18 protein-coding genes are annotated in these 16,180 nt (G+C 68.2%); all 18 read right to left on the bottom strand.

The genetic code is table 11. The features are described 5' to 3' along the window. Window positions 1-2: 2 nt before the first annotated feature. Window positions 3-908: a MinD/ParA family protein gene (locus ACO41U_RS04165; protein ID WP_298777607.1), complete on the bottom strand. Its 906-nt coding sequence runs from the start codon at window positions 906-908 to the stop codon at window positions 3-5. Beyond that, complete coding sequence (gene flhF / locus ACO41U_RS04160; RefSeq protein ID WP_485941835.1) at window positions 905-2,347, bottom strand: flagellar biosynthesis GTPase FlhF; 1,443 nt, start codon at window positions 2,345-2,347, stop codon at window positions 905-907. Before flhF ends, ACO41U_RS04165 begins: the two co-directional genes overlap by 4 nt. 68 nt (window positions 2,348-2,415) lie before the next feature. Further along, entirely contained in the window at window positions 2,416-4,560 is a 2,145-nt protein-coding gene (gene flhA / locus ACO41U_RS04155; protein WP_485941833.1) for a flagellar biosynthesis protein FlhA, read from the bottom strand. 198 nt (window positions 4,561-4,758) lie between these two features. Beyond that, complete coding sequence (locus ACO41U_RS04150) at window positions 4,759-5,370, bottom strand: Synerg-CTERM sorting domain-containing protein (RefSeq protein WP_298777602.1); 612 nt, start codon at window positions 5,368-5,370, stop codon at window positions 4,759-4,761. A 5-nt stretch (window positions 5,371-5,375) separates the two neighbouring features. Next, on the bottom strand, window positions 5,376-5,816 hold the full coding sequence (locus ACO41U_RS04145; protein WP_485941831.1) for an OsmC family protein: 441 nt from the start codon (window positions 5,814-5,816) through the stop codon (window positions 5,376-5,378). 118 nt (window positions 5,817-5,934) lie between these two features. Next, complete coding sequence (locus tag ACO41U_RS04140; protein ID WP_485941829.1) at window positions 5,935-6,777, bottom strand: ADP-ribosylglycohydrolase family protein; 843 nt, start codon at window positions 6,775-6,777, stop codon at window positions 5,935-5,937. Window positions 6,778-6,844: 67 nt separating this feature from the next. Then, window positions 6,845-7,162, bottom strand: coding sequence for a hypothetical protein (locus ACO41U_RS04135; RefSeq protein WP_485941827.1), 318 nt, complete (start codon window positions 7,160-7,162; stop codon window positions 6,845-6,847). An 11-nt stretch (window positions 7,163-7,173) separates the two neighbouring features. After that, the gene (locus ACO41U_RS04130) at window positions 7,174-7,944 is read right to left on the bottom strand and encodes a hypothetical protein (RefSeq protein WP_485941825.1); all 771 of its coding nucleotides are present in this window, start codon (window positions 7,942-7,944) and stop codon (window positions 7,174-7,176) included. A 7-nt stretch (window positions 7,945-7,951) separates the two neighbouring features. Next, window positions 7,952-8,746, bottom strand: a complete 795-nt coding sequence (locus tag ACO41U_RS04125; RefSeq protein WP_485941823.1) for a hypothetical protein — start codon at window positions 8,744-8,746, stop codon at window positions 7,952-7,954. Between the two features lie 30 nt (window positions 8,747-8,776). Then, on the bottom strand, window positions 8,777-10,069 hold the full coding sequence (locus tag ACO41U_RS04120) for a tetratricopeptide repeat protein (protein ID WP_485941821.1): 1,293 nt from the start codon (window positions 10,067-10,069) through the stop codon (window positions 8,777-8,779). Window positions 10,070-10,077: 8 nt separating this feature from the next. Beyond that, on the bottom strand, window positions 10,078-11,154 hold the full coding sequence (locus ACO41U_RS04115; RefSeq protein WP_298777590.1) for a hypothetical protein: 1,077 nt from the start codon (window positions 11,152-11,154) through the stop codon (window positions 10,078-10,080). A 189-nt stretch (window positions 11,155-11,343) separates the two neighbouring features. Continuing rightward, a complete protein-coding gene (locus tag ACO41U_RS04110; RefSeq protein ID WP_485941819.1) occupies window positions 11,344-13,224 on the bottom strand; it encodes a heavy metal translocating P-type ATPase in 1,881 nt (626 codons plus the stop codon). 30 nt (window positions 13,225-13,254) lie between these two features. Continuing rightward, complete coding sequence (locus tag ACO41U_RS04105; protein WP_485941817.1) at window positions 13,255-13,476, bottom strand: cation transporter; 222 nt, start codon at window positions 13,474-13,476, stop codon at window positions 13,255-13,257. Window positions 13,477-13,621: 145 nt separating this feature from the next. Continuing rightward, a complete protein-coding gene (locus ACO41U_RS04100) occupies window positions 13,622-14,035 on the bottom strand; it encodes a hypothetical protein (RefSeq protein WP_485941815.1) in 414 nt (137 codons plus the stop codon). Between the two features lie 173 nt (window positions 14,036-14,208). Then, window positions 14,209-14,520: a thioredoxin gene (gene trxA / locus ACO41U_RS04095; RefSeq protein ID WP_485941813.1), complete on the bottom strand. Its 312-nt coding sequence runs from the start codon at window positions 14,518-14,520 to the stop codon at window positions 14,209-14,211. A gap of 88 nt (window positions 14,521-14,608) precedes the next feature. After that, window positions 14,609-15,247, bottom strand: coding sequence for a tRNA (adenosine(37)-N6)-threonylcarbamoyltransferase complex dimerization subunit type 1 TsaB (gene tsaB, locus ACO41U_RS04090; RefSeq protein ID WP_298777578.1), 639 nt, complete (start codon window positions 15,245-15,247; stop codon window positions 14,609-14,611). After that, entirely contained in the window at window positions 15,247-15,753 is a 507-nt protein-coding gene (gene tsaE, locus ACO41U_RS04085; protein WP_485941810.1) for a tRNA (adenosine(37)-N6)-threonylcarbamoyltransferase complex ATPase subunit type 1 TsaE, read from the bottom strand. The genes tsaB and tsaE overlap by 1 nt, the downstream gene beginning before the upstream one ends. Next, a complete protein-coding gene (locus tag ACO41U_RS04080; protein ID WP_298777574.1) occupies window positions 15,750-16,049 on the bottom strand; it encodes a hypothetical protein in 300 nt (99 codons plus the stop codon). The genes tsaE and ACO41U_RS04080 overlap by 4 nt, the downstream gene beginning before the upstream one ends. Window positions 16,050-16,180 lie beyond the last annotated feature (131 nt).

Here is a 16,180-nt window from a genome sequence, read left to right as displayed (position 1 = left end):
CGTCATTTCTCCATGAAAAAGCCCCGTGCCAGCCTCGCAAAAAAGGACCTCAGCCCCCTCGTTTCGGGCGGCGCCGTCCTCTCCTCTCCCCATTGAAGCAGCGCTTCCGCCAGCTCTCCGACGCAGCGCGACGCCGACGAGTAGGGCGAGGCGCGGTAGAATATCCCTCGGCCGCGCACCGCCCGCTCGACGCACGCATCCCGCAGCACGCAGCCCAGGTAGGAAGGAGAGCGCCCTAAAAACCGCGCGGACGCCCTGCGGATCCGGTCCGCCACGTCCAGCGCCTCCGCCCTGCTACTCGCCATGTTGACGACCAGCAGGAGCTCTCTGCCCGCCTCCGCAGGCCCCAGGGACTTGATGACCCCGTAGGCATCCCGCACCGAGGTGGGCTCCGGCGTCGTGACCAGGAGCGTCAGGTCCGCCGCATGAGCGAAGGCCAGCACCCCGTGGTGGATGCCCGCCCCCGTGTCCAGGATCAGCACGTCCGCACGGGATTCAAGGTCCTCCAGCGCGCCGAACACCCGCTGCAGTGCGTCGTCGTCGAGGTCCGCCATGGCCTTCAAGCCCACGCCCCCCGACAGCAGCGTCACGCGCTCCTCCCGCGGAACGGGCGTCAGCACCTCCGTCAGGCCGCGGCTGCCCTCCACCAGGTGCGACAGGTTGTGCTGCGGGCTGACCCCGCAGAGGAGGTCCAGGTTCGCGAGGCCGAGGTCCGCGTCCATGACGACGACCCGCCTGCCGCGATCCGCCATGGCGCAGGCCATGGACAGCGCCAGGTTGCTCTTTCCCACGCCCCCCTTTCCGCTGAGGACGGCGACGGTCCGCAGGCGGCCCCGCCGGCGGATGGCCTGACGCTTCTCCTCGACGAGGCGGCGAAGCTCCCCGGCCTGATCCCCGGCAGCGTTCATGCCGTCAGGCGCTCCCCTTCCGGCGTCATCAGGAAATCCGCGATGCGGGCGCCCGTAGCCACCTCGATGTCCTTCGGCACGTTCTGCCCCGCCGTCAGGAAGGACACCGGAAGCCCCATCTCCTGCTGGACGTTGAAGATGGCCCCATAGCTAACCGTCTCGTCCAGCTTGGTGAAGAGCAGGTGCGAGATCGGGATGTCGGGCAGACGCCTCGTCACGTCCAGCATGTCGCGGTACTTCATGTTCGCTGCCAGCACCAAATGCACCGCGTCCGGCTGAAACGCGTCGTAGAGGGACTCGAAGACCTCAAGGGTCCTCGCATCCCTCTGGGCGCGCCCCGCCGTGTCCAGCAGGACGAGGTCGGCGCCCTCGTGCCCGCTCAGGATGGACCCCAGCGCCTCCGCCTCGAAGACGACCTCGATGGGCACCCCCAATATCTTAGCATAGGTGCGCAGTTGATCCACCGCGGCGATGCGGTAGGTGTCGCTCGTGAGGAGCAGGACGCTGCGGTGCTCCAGGAGCGCCTGAATGGCCGCCAGCTTGGCGATGGTCGTAGTCTTCCCGACCCCCGTGGAACCCAGCAGCATCACCTTACGCCCTCCCACGGCGTCCCCGCCGTCGTCCCCGGAGCAGGCGATCTGCAAGGCCAGCCAGTCCGTGAAGGGCTGAGAACGGTCGGTGGCGCCGTAGTCGGTCAGGAGCTTCCGGACGTACTTCTCGTCCACCTCCGAGGCTCGCAGGCGCTGCTCGATCTCCCGATCCGCGGCGCTCAGCCCAGCCTCCTCGGCGACGGGAGCCGCTGGAAGCCCCGCATGAAACGAAGGGGCCGCTGGGGCCGGAGCCTCCGTGGCCTGTGGCCGGGCCTGTTCCCCGCCCGCGGCCAACCGCGCAAAGAGGGCCTCCACGCGCTGAGAGAGGGCCCCCACCTCGTCCATCAGCTTCTTCGCGTCCCCCGCGGAGAGGGGCGTCGCAGAGGGGTCCGGAGCGGGGACCGAGGGCGCGGCATCCGGCTGCTTCAGCCCGTAGGCGCTGCGCAGCCCCTCCTGAGATATCTGCACGCGGTCACCCTCCGGCACGGCGCCCGTTCCCTGGGGGCGGTATCCCTCCTCCCCCACCGGGGCCCTGGCCGCGCCGCCCGACGTCCTGTCCTTGAACTCCATGAGCTTCTGAAAGGCGATCAGGTTCTCACGCCTCGTTTCGCCGTCGTCGCGCGCTTCCCTCGTCCGGGGCTTGGGCTTTGCCTTGCCCTCCTCCGCGCTGTCCTCGATGATCCCGGCGGTCACCAAAAGCGCCGTGCGCTGAAAGAAGCCCCACACGCCCCCGGTCCTCACCGTGCGCGTGGAGAAGATCACCGCGTTCGGCCCCAGCCGCTCCACGGCCAGGCGCATCGCGTCGGCGTCGTCCTTCGCCTCGAAAGTAATCTGATTGACCACCCGCATCGTCCGTCCCCACCGTCCCTGCAATCTACCGAAGTTAAACGCCGCGCCGGCGCTTCTGTTTCCCCGGCCTACTCCACCATGCCCACCGTCTTGATCTGCACGCCGTGCACGATCTCATTGTACGATACCACAAAAACGTTCGATATCGACCCCTCGATCAGCCGGCGGACGATGAGGCGCACGTCCGGGTGGACCAGGAGGACCGGGGGCAGGTTCTTTATCACCATGTCGTCCGCTGCGCGGGAGATCGCGGCGATCATCTTCTGCACGTCGCGGGGGTCCATGTTGAGTTGCCAGCCCCGCGCCAGGTCGCCGTCCACCCCCGCCATGATCCGCTGCTCCCAGTTGGGGGAGAGCGTCGCGGCGGTGATGACGCCGTCCGGCCCCTGGATCTTGAGGGAGATCAGCCGCGACAAGGCTTCGCGCGCCCGTTCCGTCAGGAAGTCCACGCTACGGGACGCCTTGCCATAGTCCGCCAGCGCCTCGAAGATCGTCACCAGGTCCCGGATGGGGACCTGCTCTCGAATGAGGTTCTGGAGCACCTTCTGAATCTCGCCGAGGGACAGGGAGGCCAGGAGCTCCTCCACGACGGCGGGGGCCGACTCCTTCACCATGTCCGTCAGCTTCTTGACCTCCTGCCGCGTCAGCAGGTCCGCCCCGTTCTTGCGGATGACCTCGGAGAGGTGCGTCGCCAGCACGGAGGGGGCGTCCACGACGGTGTAGCCCATGGCCTCAGCCTTGTCACGGAGGTCCGGGGATATCCAGAGGGCCGGCAGGCCGAAGGCAGGCTCCTTCGTCGGAACGCCGATCAGGTCCTCCTCGACGCCTCCGGTGTTCATGGCCAGGTAGTGGTCCGGCAGGAGCTCGCCGCGCCCCACCTCCGCGCCCTTGACGCGCAGGATGTACTCCGTGGGCTTGATCTGAATGTTGTCCCGGATGCGGATGGGGGGGACGACGATGCCCATCTCGACGGCCATCTGCTTGCGGATGGTCCCGATCCGGTCCAGCATGTCGCCGCCCTGGGCGGGGTCGATGAGGGGAATGATGGCGTAGCCGATCTCCGCCTCCATGGGCTCCACCGTGAGGAGCTTCATGACCTCCTCCGGGGAGGCGGGAGGGGCCTTGGGCTCCGCCGCGTCGGGAGCCCCTGCGGAAGCTGAAGCCCCGGCTGGAGCGCCGACGCCCGGTGCGGGCGCTCCTGCCGCGCCCGCGGGAAGGGAGGCCTCCACGGCGGAGGCCGTTTCCTCGCGCCCCACCATGTAGCCCGTTATCCCCGTCAGGAGGGCCAGCATCAGGAAGGGCGCCGTCGGCAGGCCGGGGATCATGGCCAGGGCGAAGAGCATCGCGGACCCCAGGTAGAGGGGCCGGGTGTAGCGCGTGAAGGCCTGGACGATGTCCGGCCCCAGCTCCGAGGCCGCGGCCGCCCGGGTCACGATGACGCCCATGGCCGTCGAGAAGAGCAGCGCCGGGATCTGCCCCACCAGGCCGTCCCCCACCGTCATGAGGCTGTAGGCCTGGGCGGCGCGTTCGAGGGGCATGCCCCGCATGAAGACGCCGATAGACAGCCCCCCAACGATGTTGATCATCGTGATGATCAGCCCTGCCACGGCGTCCCCCTTGACGAACTTCGAGGCGCCGTCCATGGCCCCGTAGAAGTCCGCCTCCTTCTGAATCTCCTGGCGGCGGGTCCGGGCGCCCTGCTCGTCGATCAGGCCGGAGTTCAGGTCCGCGTCGATGGACATCTGCTTGCCCGGCATGGCGTCCAGGGTGAAGCGGGCCGCCACCTCCGCCACGCGCTCCGCGCCCTTGGTGATGACCAGCATCTGAATGATCACGAGGATCAGGAACATGACGACGCCCACGACGTAGTTGCCCCCCACCACGAAGTTTCCGAAGGCCAGGATCAGCTCTCCCGCATAGCCGTTCAGCAGGATGAGGCGCGTGGTGGAAACGTTCAGGGCCAGTCGGAACAGGGTGACGATCAGGAGCAGCGTCGGGAACACGGAGAGGTCGAGCGCCCGCTTGACGTAGAAGGTCACCAGCAGGGTGACGACGCCGAGCGTGATGTTGGCCGAGAGCAGGACGTCGATGAGCCACGTCGGGAGGGGGATCACCATCATGACGACGACCAGGACCATCAGCATGGCAACGCCCACGTCCGAGTAGTTCAAGACCTTCTTCAGCATGGAGTGCTCCGCCGCCGTTTCCGCCACCCCGTCCCCGCCTCCTCGAAGGGCTGCCCTCACCCTCCGCGGCAGTACGACGAGGAGGACGAGGACGCGCTCATCACGATAATGTTCAGGCTATATCCAGATAATTGTACACGAAAGGGCCGAAAAACGCCAAAAAAATACGGGGCGCGCGTCCGACCGCGACCGAAGGTCACGGGGACGCGCGCCCCACTCGTCGATCTACCGCCGCCTGCGCAGGACGCCCGCGAGCGGCGCAAGAAGCGCCAGGGCGAGGAACGGCGTCCCCGCACTACAGCCGCTCTTGAGGTCGTCGTCCAGGTCCGGCCGCCTGGTGCCGTCCTTCCAGACGGCGCTCTTGGAGTTGACCTCCGTCCGGCCCAGGACGTCCAGGTCGATCGTCCCGTAGATGTCCACCGTCCCCGACGTGGCGGACGTCAGCGTGACGGCGTAGGTCAACCCATCCGCCCTAAAGGCGGGCAGTTTGAACGGCTCATTCACGGTGGGGGCCAGGGACGGCAGGGGAATGGGGATACGCAGCGTTTCGTGAATCTCCTCCGTCCAGGTCTTGACCCCGGCTCGGGACGTATCCAGCCGCATGTTGAGGTCGTAGCCCGTGACGAAGCGCGCGTCGCCGCTCGTCACCGTCTTGAGGTCCATGTAGCCGTCCAGCGCAAGCCTGAGCCGCACGGGCGACTTCTCGCCGTACCCCGTGCCCTCGATCAGCCAGCGGCCCGCAGCGTCCCAGGCCGCCGCGGCGGGGAGCGCCAGCAGGACGACCGCCAGGGACAGACCCAGCGCAAGGAGGCCGATCCCCCTCTTGATCGCGCTCATGACGCTCACGCCTCCGGCCTCTCCAGGACGACTTCCGTCTCGAAGGCCGGGGGGTCCGCGATGGTGCTGCGCACCGTGCAGGAGGCCTCCGCGTCCGCCACGGCCGCCTCCACCTCATCCAGCGGGGCGTCCGTCTTGACGAACACCTTCGTTCTGACGCTGTTCAGGCCGTTCTTCTCCCAATCCTCCGTACGCGTTCCCGCCGCCTCGAGCCGCAGCCCGCTGAAGGCGATGCCACGGGCCTCCAATCGGTCGCGGATCGTCATCCCCACGCAGCCCGCGATGCCGGCCATCAGGAAGTCCACAGGGCAGAAGCCCGACACCGGCAGGTCCTCCGACTTCATCGTGCGGCTCATCAGGAGCTTGTGACGCCCCACGGTGAACTCAAAGGAATAAGGGTCCCGCTCCTCTGCGGTCAGCTGAAACACGGCGCCTTTCTTTGCCATACGACATCTCTTTCCTTTCCTGAATTTCCCTGCGCACCCGCCCTTAGGCACTGCCTGCGGGCGCGCAGAAATTGGGGCGTAGCCCCACGTTCACGTTAAAGAAACACTCGGGTGGCCCTTAAATGTCCAGGGAACTCCTCCGCAAGGCGCTGGCGCGCCAGGCCTCCCACCGGTCCAGCACGCCCCGAAGGAAGGGGTCCAGAAGGTCGGCCGTCCGCGCCGCGATCTCCGGCGGCACGCCCCACGCGCCCTCCGCCATGGAGCAGGTGATGGCCGCCAGGGTGTCGCTGTCGCCGCCGAGGGACACGGCCAGGCGCAGGGCCTCCTCGAAGCTCTCGGCCTCCAGGAAGGCCGTCAGGGCCTCGGGCACCGTCCCCTGGCAGGACTCCACGTGGTGATAGCCCGGACGGATCTCGTCCGTGGTTCGGCTCATGTCATAGCCGTACCAGGCCGCCGCGTATTTTCGCAGCGTGTCGCGAGAACAGTCGTAACGCGCCAGCAGGACGGCTGAGGCCGTCGCCTGGGCGCCCTTGATGCCCTCGGGGTGGTTGTGGGACACCCGCGCTGTGACCTCCGCATAGCGCTCCACGTCCCTCAGGTCGTCGAACGCCCACGCCACGGGGGAGACCCGCATGGCGGAGCCGTTGCCGAAGCTGTTATAGGGCTTCGGGTCCGGCATGGTGAGCCACATCGAGAAGCGGGCACCGTACCCCGCATAGGGGAAACGGTTGCCGAACTCCCTCATCCGCCGCACCAGGGCCGCCTCCAGTACCGCCTCGTCCGTCTTCTCTCCCCTACCTGGCATGGCGTCCATCAAGGCCTGGGCCACGGCAAGGGTCATCACCGTGTCGTCCGTGAACCTCGAGGAGGGAGAGAAGAGGGGGAAATCCGTCGTCTTGACGTTGTTGCGGTCGAACTCGTAGGGGCTCCCCACGATGTCTCCCACGATCGCACCCAACATAAAAATCACCACCTTTCATTGCTTCATCCGGAAGATCGCGAGAAAATATCGCGTTCCCGGCCCCGCCCTAATAGGCCGGGGCCGGGAGGGGGACTGCGGCGGGACCGGGACCCGGAGAGAAGTCCGCACCGGGGTAGCCCCGCAGGATAGCGGGGGCCGGAAGGGACATCCCCTGAGGCATGACGTACCACGCCGCCCCGGAGGGGCGGAGCAGCACGGGATACCCGTCCGCGGTCACGGACCCCACGGTGCCGGGGTTGCGCCTGGGACGCACGTCCATCGCAAAGGCGCTGGGGCAGTCCGCCTCGTTGATCACCGCGGGGGGCGCGTAGGGGACGGAGGCCCGCGCCGCCGCCAGAGCCACCGCAAGGAGGGCAACCTTCATCCCTTTGGCTCTCATTGCTCCGGAACGACCTCCCCCATCCAGTAGTACCCCCACGCCGTGGCCTGCTGGGCCAGGACGGGCATGTCCTCCTCGTACCAGGTGAACCGGTTGTGCTTCACCATCCGCACCAGGCTGTAGAGTTCCGCCTTCAGCGCCCCCAGCGGGCTCTGGTACTCTTTCGGCTTGATCTGATACCAACTGCGCCCCGTCCAGGCGTAGATGACCTTCGGGTACGTTCCGCGCCAGGCGATGGGCACGGCGGGATTGTGCAGCACCCCCATGCGGTCCACGCTGCCCTTCCAGTTCCCCACCGCCATGAAGCGCGAGTTGTAGGTCCAGTCCGGTATCCAGGTGGAGTGGGCCTGCCCGGCGGCCAGCTTCGAGGCGGGTGGGGCGGACTGCCGCACGGCGATCATCTCGGGGGTAGGGAGCTTGCGCAGCTCGGAGATCTGCGCGGGCTGCATCCAGGGGACGATGCCCGCCATGGAGGGCACGACGGAGCCCACGATGTAGTTCGTCGGCGTGAGGTTCGGCCCGTTCGACGTCCCGTAGACCCAAACGCCGTCCGGGTTCTTTCGGACGGGGAAACCATCGAAGGTCACGTACCAGTCCTTCGGCATGTTGTAGGGCCGGAAGACGTAGAACTGCATCCCCGCGTAGGAGGGCTGGGCCACCAGCAGGGGCTCCGTCACGTACACCTTCGCCTCCGCGGGGGCCAGGGCCGTCAGGACGAGGGCCAGAAGCGCCCCGCCGGGGACAAAGCGCCCTAAACGCGACCGCATGGCCCTCTCAAAACCTCTCCAGCGGGATCTGCCCCATCCAGCCGTAGCCCCACATCGCAGCATAGCGAATCAGGAGGGCCGTGTCCGAGTTGTTCCAGCCACACCTCTCCCGGTTCGCAGCCCGCGCCAGGTCGTAGGCGTTGTTGCGCAGGACGGACAGGGGGTTGTCGCCATCCCTCACGTTCAGCTGACGCCACGCGAGGCCCGTCCAGGCGTAGATGACCTGCGGGCGATTGCCCAGCCACGCCACGGGGATCGCCGGCTTCCTCAGGATGCCGATACGATCCACGCTGCAGCGCCATCCCCCGATGGTCAGGAAGGTCGCCGGCATGGGGTGCGCCGGCTCACAGACCGGCACCACGACAGGCTGTGGGACGACCGTCGGGACGACCGGGACGACCGGCACGCCCGCGCAGGGACCGGGGACCACAGCAACGGGGGCACACGGCGAGGGCAGCACGACGGCCGCCGTCGGCACGACGCCTCCCCAGGGGACGAGCCCAGCCACCGAGGGATGCACGGAGCCCACCACGCAGGTGGTGGGGACGATGGCGGCTCCGTTCACGGCACCGTAGAGCCAGACGCCGTCCCGGCCCCTGCAGACGGGATAGCTGTCGTAGGTCACGTACCAGCCGCCTGGGATGCCGGCGGGCTGATAGACGTAAAAGCTCATCCCATCGTAGGCGGGCTGATGGACCAGCATCGCCCCCATCGGGGCCGCCGACGCGGAGCCGGCGGACAGAGCCGTCAGGGCGAGCGCCAGCGCGAGGATCGCGCAAAACTCCCTTCTCAGGTCTTTCACCGATCGTCACTCCTTCTTTAAGTTTGACCGCTACTGAATCTTGGAATCCTCGTCCGGGGCCTTTTGCCCTACGGGGGGAAGCGGTTGGGTTCCCTCGACCCTCTGCCCCACCGGCGGCAGGTACTCCGGCGACGCCGGGGCCGACGGCTCTGCAGCAGCCGCCCGATCCGGGGACGCCGTGCGGGGCAGGATCGTCACGGGCTCCGGCGCAGGAAGCTCCGGGGCCTTCCGCACCGAGGGCTCCTCCTCCGGCGCGTTCGCAGCCTTGAGGGGAGCCGCCTCAGCCTTGACCGGAGCCTGTTTTTTGGGCGCCGGCTTCCTCTTCGGCCGGGGCTTTCGCGGAGCGGGCTTCGGCTGTTCCGGCTCGGCCTGGGGCTGGGGCGGCTGGTAGACCGGCGCGCCACCTCCCTGAACCTGCGGCATCACACCGACCGGGACCTGCGTCACGCCCACGCCCGGCTGGTAGACGGGCTGGACGTCCGGCAGGGGCACGACCGCGGCAGGCTCCTCCACCGTGCCCGGCAGGGCGCCCGCGGGGGGCGGTAGGTACGCGGGCTGCTCCTCTCCAGCCTCCAGCGCGCTGCCCCTCGTCGGGGGCACGTACAAGGAAGGCTGCCACGCATCGCCGTCCGCGGGCTGAGCGCCCGGCTCCGGCGGCACGTACAGCGGGACCTTGGGCAGCTGCGGGTCGAGGGGCGGACGGGTGGGCAGCTTTCGAGCCTGGGGGGCGTCCGGTGGGATCGTGGCCATGCCCTGGGCGTTCGTGGGGATGGAGTAGACCCGTGCGGGGCGCTTTGGGTCCCACAGGGGGGTCTTCGACCCGTCGCCGGGGTAGACGACGACGCGGGAGAGGGGTTCGAAAGCCGGGTCGCACTCCAGGGCCTTCGTGTAGAAGTACTGCGCCTCGTAGAACTGCCCCGTCCGTTCGTGGCACAGGCCGTACCAATACCACGCCGCAGCGCTCCGGCGGTTCTCCTGAAGGGCCCGGCGCAGCCACGGCAGCGCCGCGGAGCAGCGGTCCTGCTCCATGAGGGCGATGCCCTGCTCCAGCGCGCTGACCGCCGGTCTGAGGGCTGCCGTCTTTCGCGCCGGCTTGCGCACGGCCTTCGGCTTCGCCTTCTTCAGAGGGGCCTTGCGCACGGCCTTCCGGACGGGCGCCTCCGCCTCTTTCGGAGCGGGCTCGGCTGGCGCCGGGGCGTCCGCCGATGCGTTGCCGTTGGCCCGTGCCGGGACGGGCGCGGCGCACAGCGCCCCCGCCAGAAGCAGCGCCGCCCCCGCCGCGCGGCGGAACGACCTGCCGTTCAACGAAAACAGTTTCCACATCACGGCCATCAGCGCCTCCCCGAAACTCCGGTCCTTTTGATCACCATATCCTTAAGGGCTATGGGTTCCTTTTTATTGTCCTTGATGACGCGAACCACCGCGTTCAGATCGTACACGCGGATCACCTTCACCTTCCCGATGACCTCCGGCAGGACCGCCACGGGGTGTTCCGGGTCCACGGTGACGTAGGTGTCACTGCGGACTACGTCCAGAACCTCCCCCACCCTCACGGAGTCCTGCGAGCCCTGGGCCATGCCGCCCAACGAGATGATGTACTCGCGCCGCCGGCGCGTGGAGCGGGCCGTGGGGGCCAGGATGCGGCCGACGGTGGAGAAGGTGGGCGAGAAGGTGTCGTTCGCCATGCTGGCGGATTGCGGCTCGTTGCTGTGGATGACGTTCATCATCTGTGCCATGGACTGGCGATAGGCCTCGTCGATGGCGTTCTTGACGGCCTGCCAGTGGGAGGTGGAGCGGAACTGATCCCAGGTGGGACGGCTCATCCGCTGCCCCCGGTCCTTCCCCTCGGTGAGGCCGAAGAGGTCCAGCCCGTTCTTGAAGGGGACGAACAGGGACACCGCCGCCGCGTCCAGCCAGAAAGCACCCTCCGGCGAGTCCAGCGTGAAGCGTCGGTCGGCGCCCTCCGTGCTGCGCACGGCGACCTGCTTGACGTGGGCGGAGTCATAGACCCGCAGGCGCAGCTGCACCCGCCCCGTTTCCACGCTACCCACCGCGCGCCGCTCCTTCAGGACCGCCTCGCAGAGCTCCATCTGCACCGCCATGTCGTCGCCCCGCCGCGACCCGGCCAGCCACTGATTGACCCCCGACTCGTCCAGGATCCTCGCCTCGATGAGGGGCGAACGTTTGTAGAGCGTTTCCAGGTACTCCGACATCCGCCGCTCCAGCACGTTGTAGGGGTAGTACTTGCTCTCCCAAACCTCAAAGCCCGTCGTGTTCAGCGTGGGGAAGATCACCACGCTGACGGTGCGCGGCGCCGGCGCGGCCGCGCCGCGGCGGGCCGGGGAGAGCACTAACGTCAACAGGACCAGAAGGACCGCTCCGGCCCTCCAAACACTGCGTATCCTCATGGGACAAGGGTCACTCCCCGCGTCGGACGGCCGCCGCCGCCTGAAAATTTAAGCTCCCGCGGACGGCAGGACGCGCCAGCCGTCCATGGGTTTTGTTTTATTATTCTACCTTATTTTGAGCCGAATTTCTCAAGAAAAAAGGGGGACCCCTGTCGAGGTCCCTCCGAAGAGCCGTCCGCGTCGTGTGCCTTAAAGGTTCCTCACGAAGAGCGCCCGCATGGCGTTCAGCACCGCCAGCACCATGACGCCCACGTCCGCGAAGACGGCGAACCACAGGTTGGCATACCCCAGCGCGCCCAGGGCCAGACACAGGAGCTTGACGCCGATGGCGAACGCGATGTTCTGGCGGACGATGCCGAGGCACCGGCGCGAAATCCGAATGGCCTTCGCGATCTTCAGCGGGTCGTCGTCCATCAGCACGACGTCGGCCGCCTCAATGGCCGCGTCCGACCCCATGGCCCCCATGGCGATGCCGACGTCCGCCCGCGCCAGAACCGGCGCGTCGTTGATGCCGTCGCCCACAAAGGCCAGCTTTCCGTCGCGGCCCTCCTCGATGAGGGCCTCGACCCGCGCCACCTTGTCCGCGGGCAGGAGGCCGCCCCAGGCCTCGTCCAGGCCCAGCTCGCGCGCCACGAGGTCCGCCGTCCCCTGATCGTCCCCGGTCAGCATGACCGTGCGCCTCACCCCGGCCCGGCGCAGCTCGGCGATGGCGTCCCGCGCGTGGGGCTTCACGACGTCCGCGATCACGACGTGACCGGCGTACTCCCCATCGATGGCCACGTGAATGATCGTGCCACACCTGTTGCAGGGGTGCCACGCCGCGCCCACGGACTCCATCATCGTCGGGTTCCCGACGCAGACCGTCCGTCCGTTCACCCGGGCCCGGACCCCCTGACCCGCCACCTCCTGCACGTCCTCCACGCTGCAGTCGTCCGCCTCGTCGGGGTACGCTCGACGCAGAGAGTTCCCGACGGGGTGCGTGGAGTAGCGCTCCACGTGAGCTGCCAGGTGCAGCAGACCCCTCTCGTCCAGACTCTCCGGATGGACGGCCGTCACCTCAAAGACGCCCTTCGTCAGGGTGCCCGTCTTGTCGAACACCACGGTCCGCGTCCAGGACAGCGCCTCGAGGTAGTTCGATCCCTTGACGAGCACGCCCGCGCGCCCCGCGCCGCCGATGCCCGCGAAGAAGGAGAGCGGGATGCTGATGACCAGGGCGCAGGGACAACTGACAACGAGGAAGGTCAGGGCGCGGTAGACCCAACTGCCCCAGGCTGGCTCAAGTCCCATGGCCGCCACGCGGACGAGGGGCGGCAGGAGGGCCAGGAGCAGGGCGCTGAGCACGACCGCTGGCGTGTAGACCCGCGCGAAGCGCGAGATGAACGCCTCGGACCGCGACTTTCGGGAGCCTGCGTCCTCCACCAGCTCCAGGATGCGGGACACGGTGGACCGCCCGAACTCCTTCGTCGTCCGGACGCGCAGCACCCCGCCTCCGTTGACACAACCGCTCACGATCCCATCCCCCGGCGTGACGTCCCGCGGGAGGCTCTCGCCCGTCAGGGCGCTGGCGTTGAGGCTGGAGCTGCCTTCGACCACCACGCCGTCGATGGGCACGCGCTCCCCCGCCAGCACCGTGATGACCGTCCCCACGGGCACGTCCTCCGGGTCCACCCGCTCCAGCCGGCCGTCACGCTCGACGTTCGCGTGGTCGGGGCGGATGTCCATCAGGGCGCTGACGCTGCGGCGGCTCTTGCCCACGGCGTAGCTCTGGAACCACTCGCCCACCTGGTAGAACAGCATGACCGCGATGCCCTCCGCGTAGTCCCCGTCCTCGTACACGGCAAGCGCCATGGCGCCCACCGTGGCCACGGCCATCAGCAGGCACTCGTCGAAGGGGCGGCGGCGGACAAGGCCCTTCACCGCCTTGATGAGGATGTCGTACCCCACCACGAGGTACGGCACGAGGTACAGCACAAAGCGCAGGAGGCCCCGCGCCGGCGCGAAGTGGAGCGCGACCATCATGGCCGAGGCAACGAGGATGCGGACCAGGTTCCTCCTCTGTTTTCCGCTCATAAGCCCACCCCCTGACAGCCTACTGCGCAGCTAGTCAACGAAGATCTCGCAGTCGTCCTCGACCCTCTTGCAGTTCCGACGAACCTCCTCCATCACGTCCGCAGGGTTCCACCCCTCATCGAAGTCCACGCTCATCTTGAGCGCCATGAAGTTCACGGAAACGTCCTTCACGCCCGGCGTCCTCCGCGCCGCCTCCTCCATCTCGTTCGCGCAGTTCGGACAGTCCACTTCGATCCTGTAGCTCTTCCTCATCGCTCAACGCCTCCCCCAAGAGCCTGCGGCTCGCTTAATCATTCAAACGTATATTTGAATGTTAAGGGCAGTATAACCCCTTTGCCAAGCGGATGTCAAGGACGCAGTGGCCGCAAGCCTCCGGCGGCAAGACGCCGCGTCCGGTTCAGTGGAGCTCGATGGTCCCCAGGATGCCCGCCAGGGCGTCGTTCTGTCCCGTGACGGCCAGCATCATGTACTCCTCCTCCCCACCCGTCAGGAACGCCTGCGTTTCCACGCCGCCGTTCCAGAAGGTGAAGCGGCAATCCCCGTCCTCATCCACCGTCGGGTCCGTCCCGCCCAGGGCCTTCGCTATGGCCTGGGCCGTCTCCTCCAGCGTGGAGGTCCCCAGGCTGTTGACCGTCACGCTGACCGACGCCGACCGGTCGTCGGCCAGGATCGCCACCGTGCCGTTGCCCATATCCCGCGCCGACCACCCCTCGGGGATGTCCACCGAAAAGCGCTGGAACTCCTGCCGCGCGGCAAAGGCCGCAATCGCCACGAGCAGCACCAGGGCCAACGCGCATAAAGAACGTCTCACAATAAGACGACCTCCCTCTAAAGCCTCAACTCAGTCCTCGCACGGGCCTCATGGGCCCATGAACGCAACTATTATACCAGCCCGCAAGGGTTGAGGTCCGGGCACGGACACCGGCCTGGGACGAAGCGATGCCGCCCCAGGGGGACGGTCTCGCCCGATCGCCATTTCTCCACCTACAGGCCCAGCATCCCGAGGATGGCCGCCTTGGGCTGCACGCCCACGGTGCGCTCCGCCACCTCACCGCCCTTGAACAGGATGAGCGTCGGGATGCTGCTTACGCCGAAACGCCGCGCCAGCTCCATCTCCCGCTCCACGTTGACCTTCCCGACCTTGACCGCTTCCGTCTCCGCCGCAATCTCCTCGACCACGGGGGCGAGCGCCCGGCATGGGCCGCACCACTCCGCCCAGAAGTCGAGGAGCACCGGCTTCTCCGACTTAACGACCTCGTCGTCAAAATTCGCCTTCGTGATCTCCAGCGTCGCCACGATCGCGTTCCCTCCTATAAACTTCCAAACTCTGAAAACCCTCGATAAATAAACGTAAGCCCGTCGGCCCCGCGAGGGGCGGGGCTCCTCACTCCGTCCCCTGGGGGGCGCGGCAGTAGGCCACCTTCAGATCCTTCGGGTCAATGGCCCGATCCCGGCGGGCCCAGGCTGCGCCGGTTAGCACCCGGACGTCGGGCCGCACCGCCTGGATGGGGAAGGTCAACTCCGCCGCCCTGGCGGCGCGCTGCGGATCGTCCGATATGGCCTGGACCCCAGGGTGACGGGCCATCCACTCCGCGACGAACTCTCCCCCGTACTCCCCGGCGGGACAGCCCTCCGGCACGCCGTGGGACGCCGCGTAGACGAAGCCGCGTCCGGCGTAGACCAGGGCCAGGGATGCCGTGCAGTCCGGGCAGGACAAAGCCAACATCTCAAGCGAGGGGATGGGCACCAGCCCCACGCCCAGACCGAAGGCCAGCGCCGCCGCGTAGGCCGCCCCCACGCGGATGCCCGTGAAGTAGCCCGGCCCGCTGGTCACGGCCACGAGGTCCAGGTCCCGCACCGACCAGCCGGCCCCCTCCAGGAGGCGGGCCACCATGAGCGGCAGTTCCGCCGCCTGGCGCCGGCCCAGGTCCAGCGCCTCCGAGGCGACCTCCCGCCCCTCCTCGCCCAGCGCCACCCCCGTCAACCTCAGGCTGCAGTCCAGCGCCAACACGCGACCTCTCATCAATTCCCCTCCCCAACCTCGACGCCCGGACACCCGGCCCGCACCGCCTCCGCGAAGGCCTGGAGCAGTTTCTCTGCGCTCGTGCCCGCCGCGCTGAGGGACAGCCGCCGGGCGCCCTCGTCCAGCGCCTCGATGCGGATGTCCAGGACGTCCTCCTGCGGGGGGAAGGACCAGCGGTCCGGCCACTCCACCAGGAGCGCCGCGTCCGGCAGTCCCGCGTACTCCTCAAGCCCCAGGGCGTCCGCGCCAGCGGCGTCCAGGCGGTAGAGGTCCGCGTGGACCAGCAGCAGGCCCGGCGTCCGATACTCGTTGACCAGCGTGAAGGAGGGGCTGCGAACGCTCTTCGCCCCCAGCGCGTCGCCCACGCCGCGGACCAGCACGGTCTTGCCCGCGCCCAGGCCCCCCCGGAGGAGCACCGTGACCCCCGGCCTCAGGACCCGGCCGAGGAGCCGCCCCAGGTTCCGGGTCACTCCCTCGGAGGACGACCTCAGGGCCAGGGTCGTCATTCCTCCCTCTCCTCCTCGATGCGTTCCTGAAGCGCCCTCTCCTGCCGCTCACGCACCACGCGGGCGCGGTGGCGCATCGTGACGCGCAGCACGAAGCAGGCCACGACGATACAGGCGATGGAGATCACCCGGCGGGGGACGCTGATGTCCACGCCGCCCGTGCGGTTCACCCCGATGAGGACCGCGGCGGCCACAGCAAAGCTCAAGAGGCTCGTGAAGAGGCCCCGCCGCCGGATGCGCTCCGTCTTGCGTATCTCCTCGTCCCAGTCCACGCGCCGGCGATGGCGGTAGCTCACGACCGAAGCTCCCCCAACACGAGGCGCATCGCGTCCGCGATCTCGCTGGCCAGGACGCCGTCGACACCGCCCGCAGCCAGCGCGGCGAGGAGGACGAGGGCCCCCGACGCCAGGCGCACCGTCTTGCTCAT

The sequence above is a fragment of the Fretibacterium sp. genome (assembly GCF_057312375.1).
Note: the sequence above shows the minus strand (reverse complement) of the source record. Positions and strands in the feature narration are given on the sequence as shown.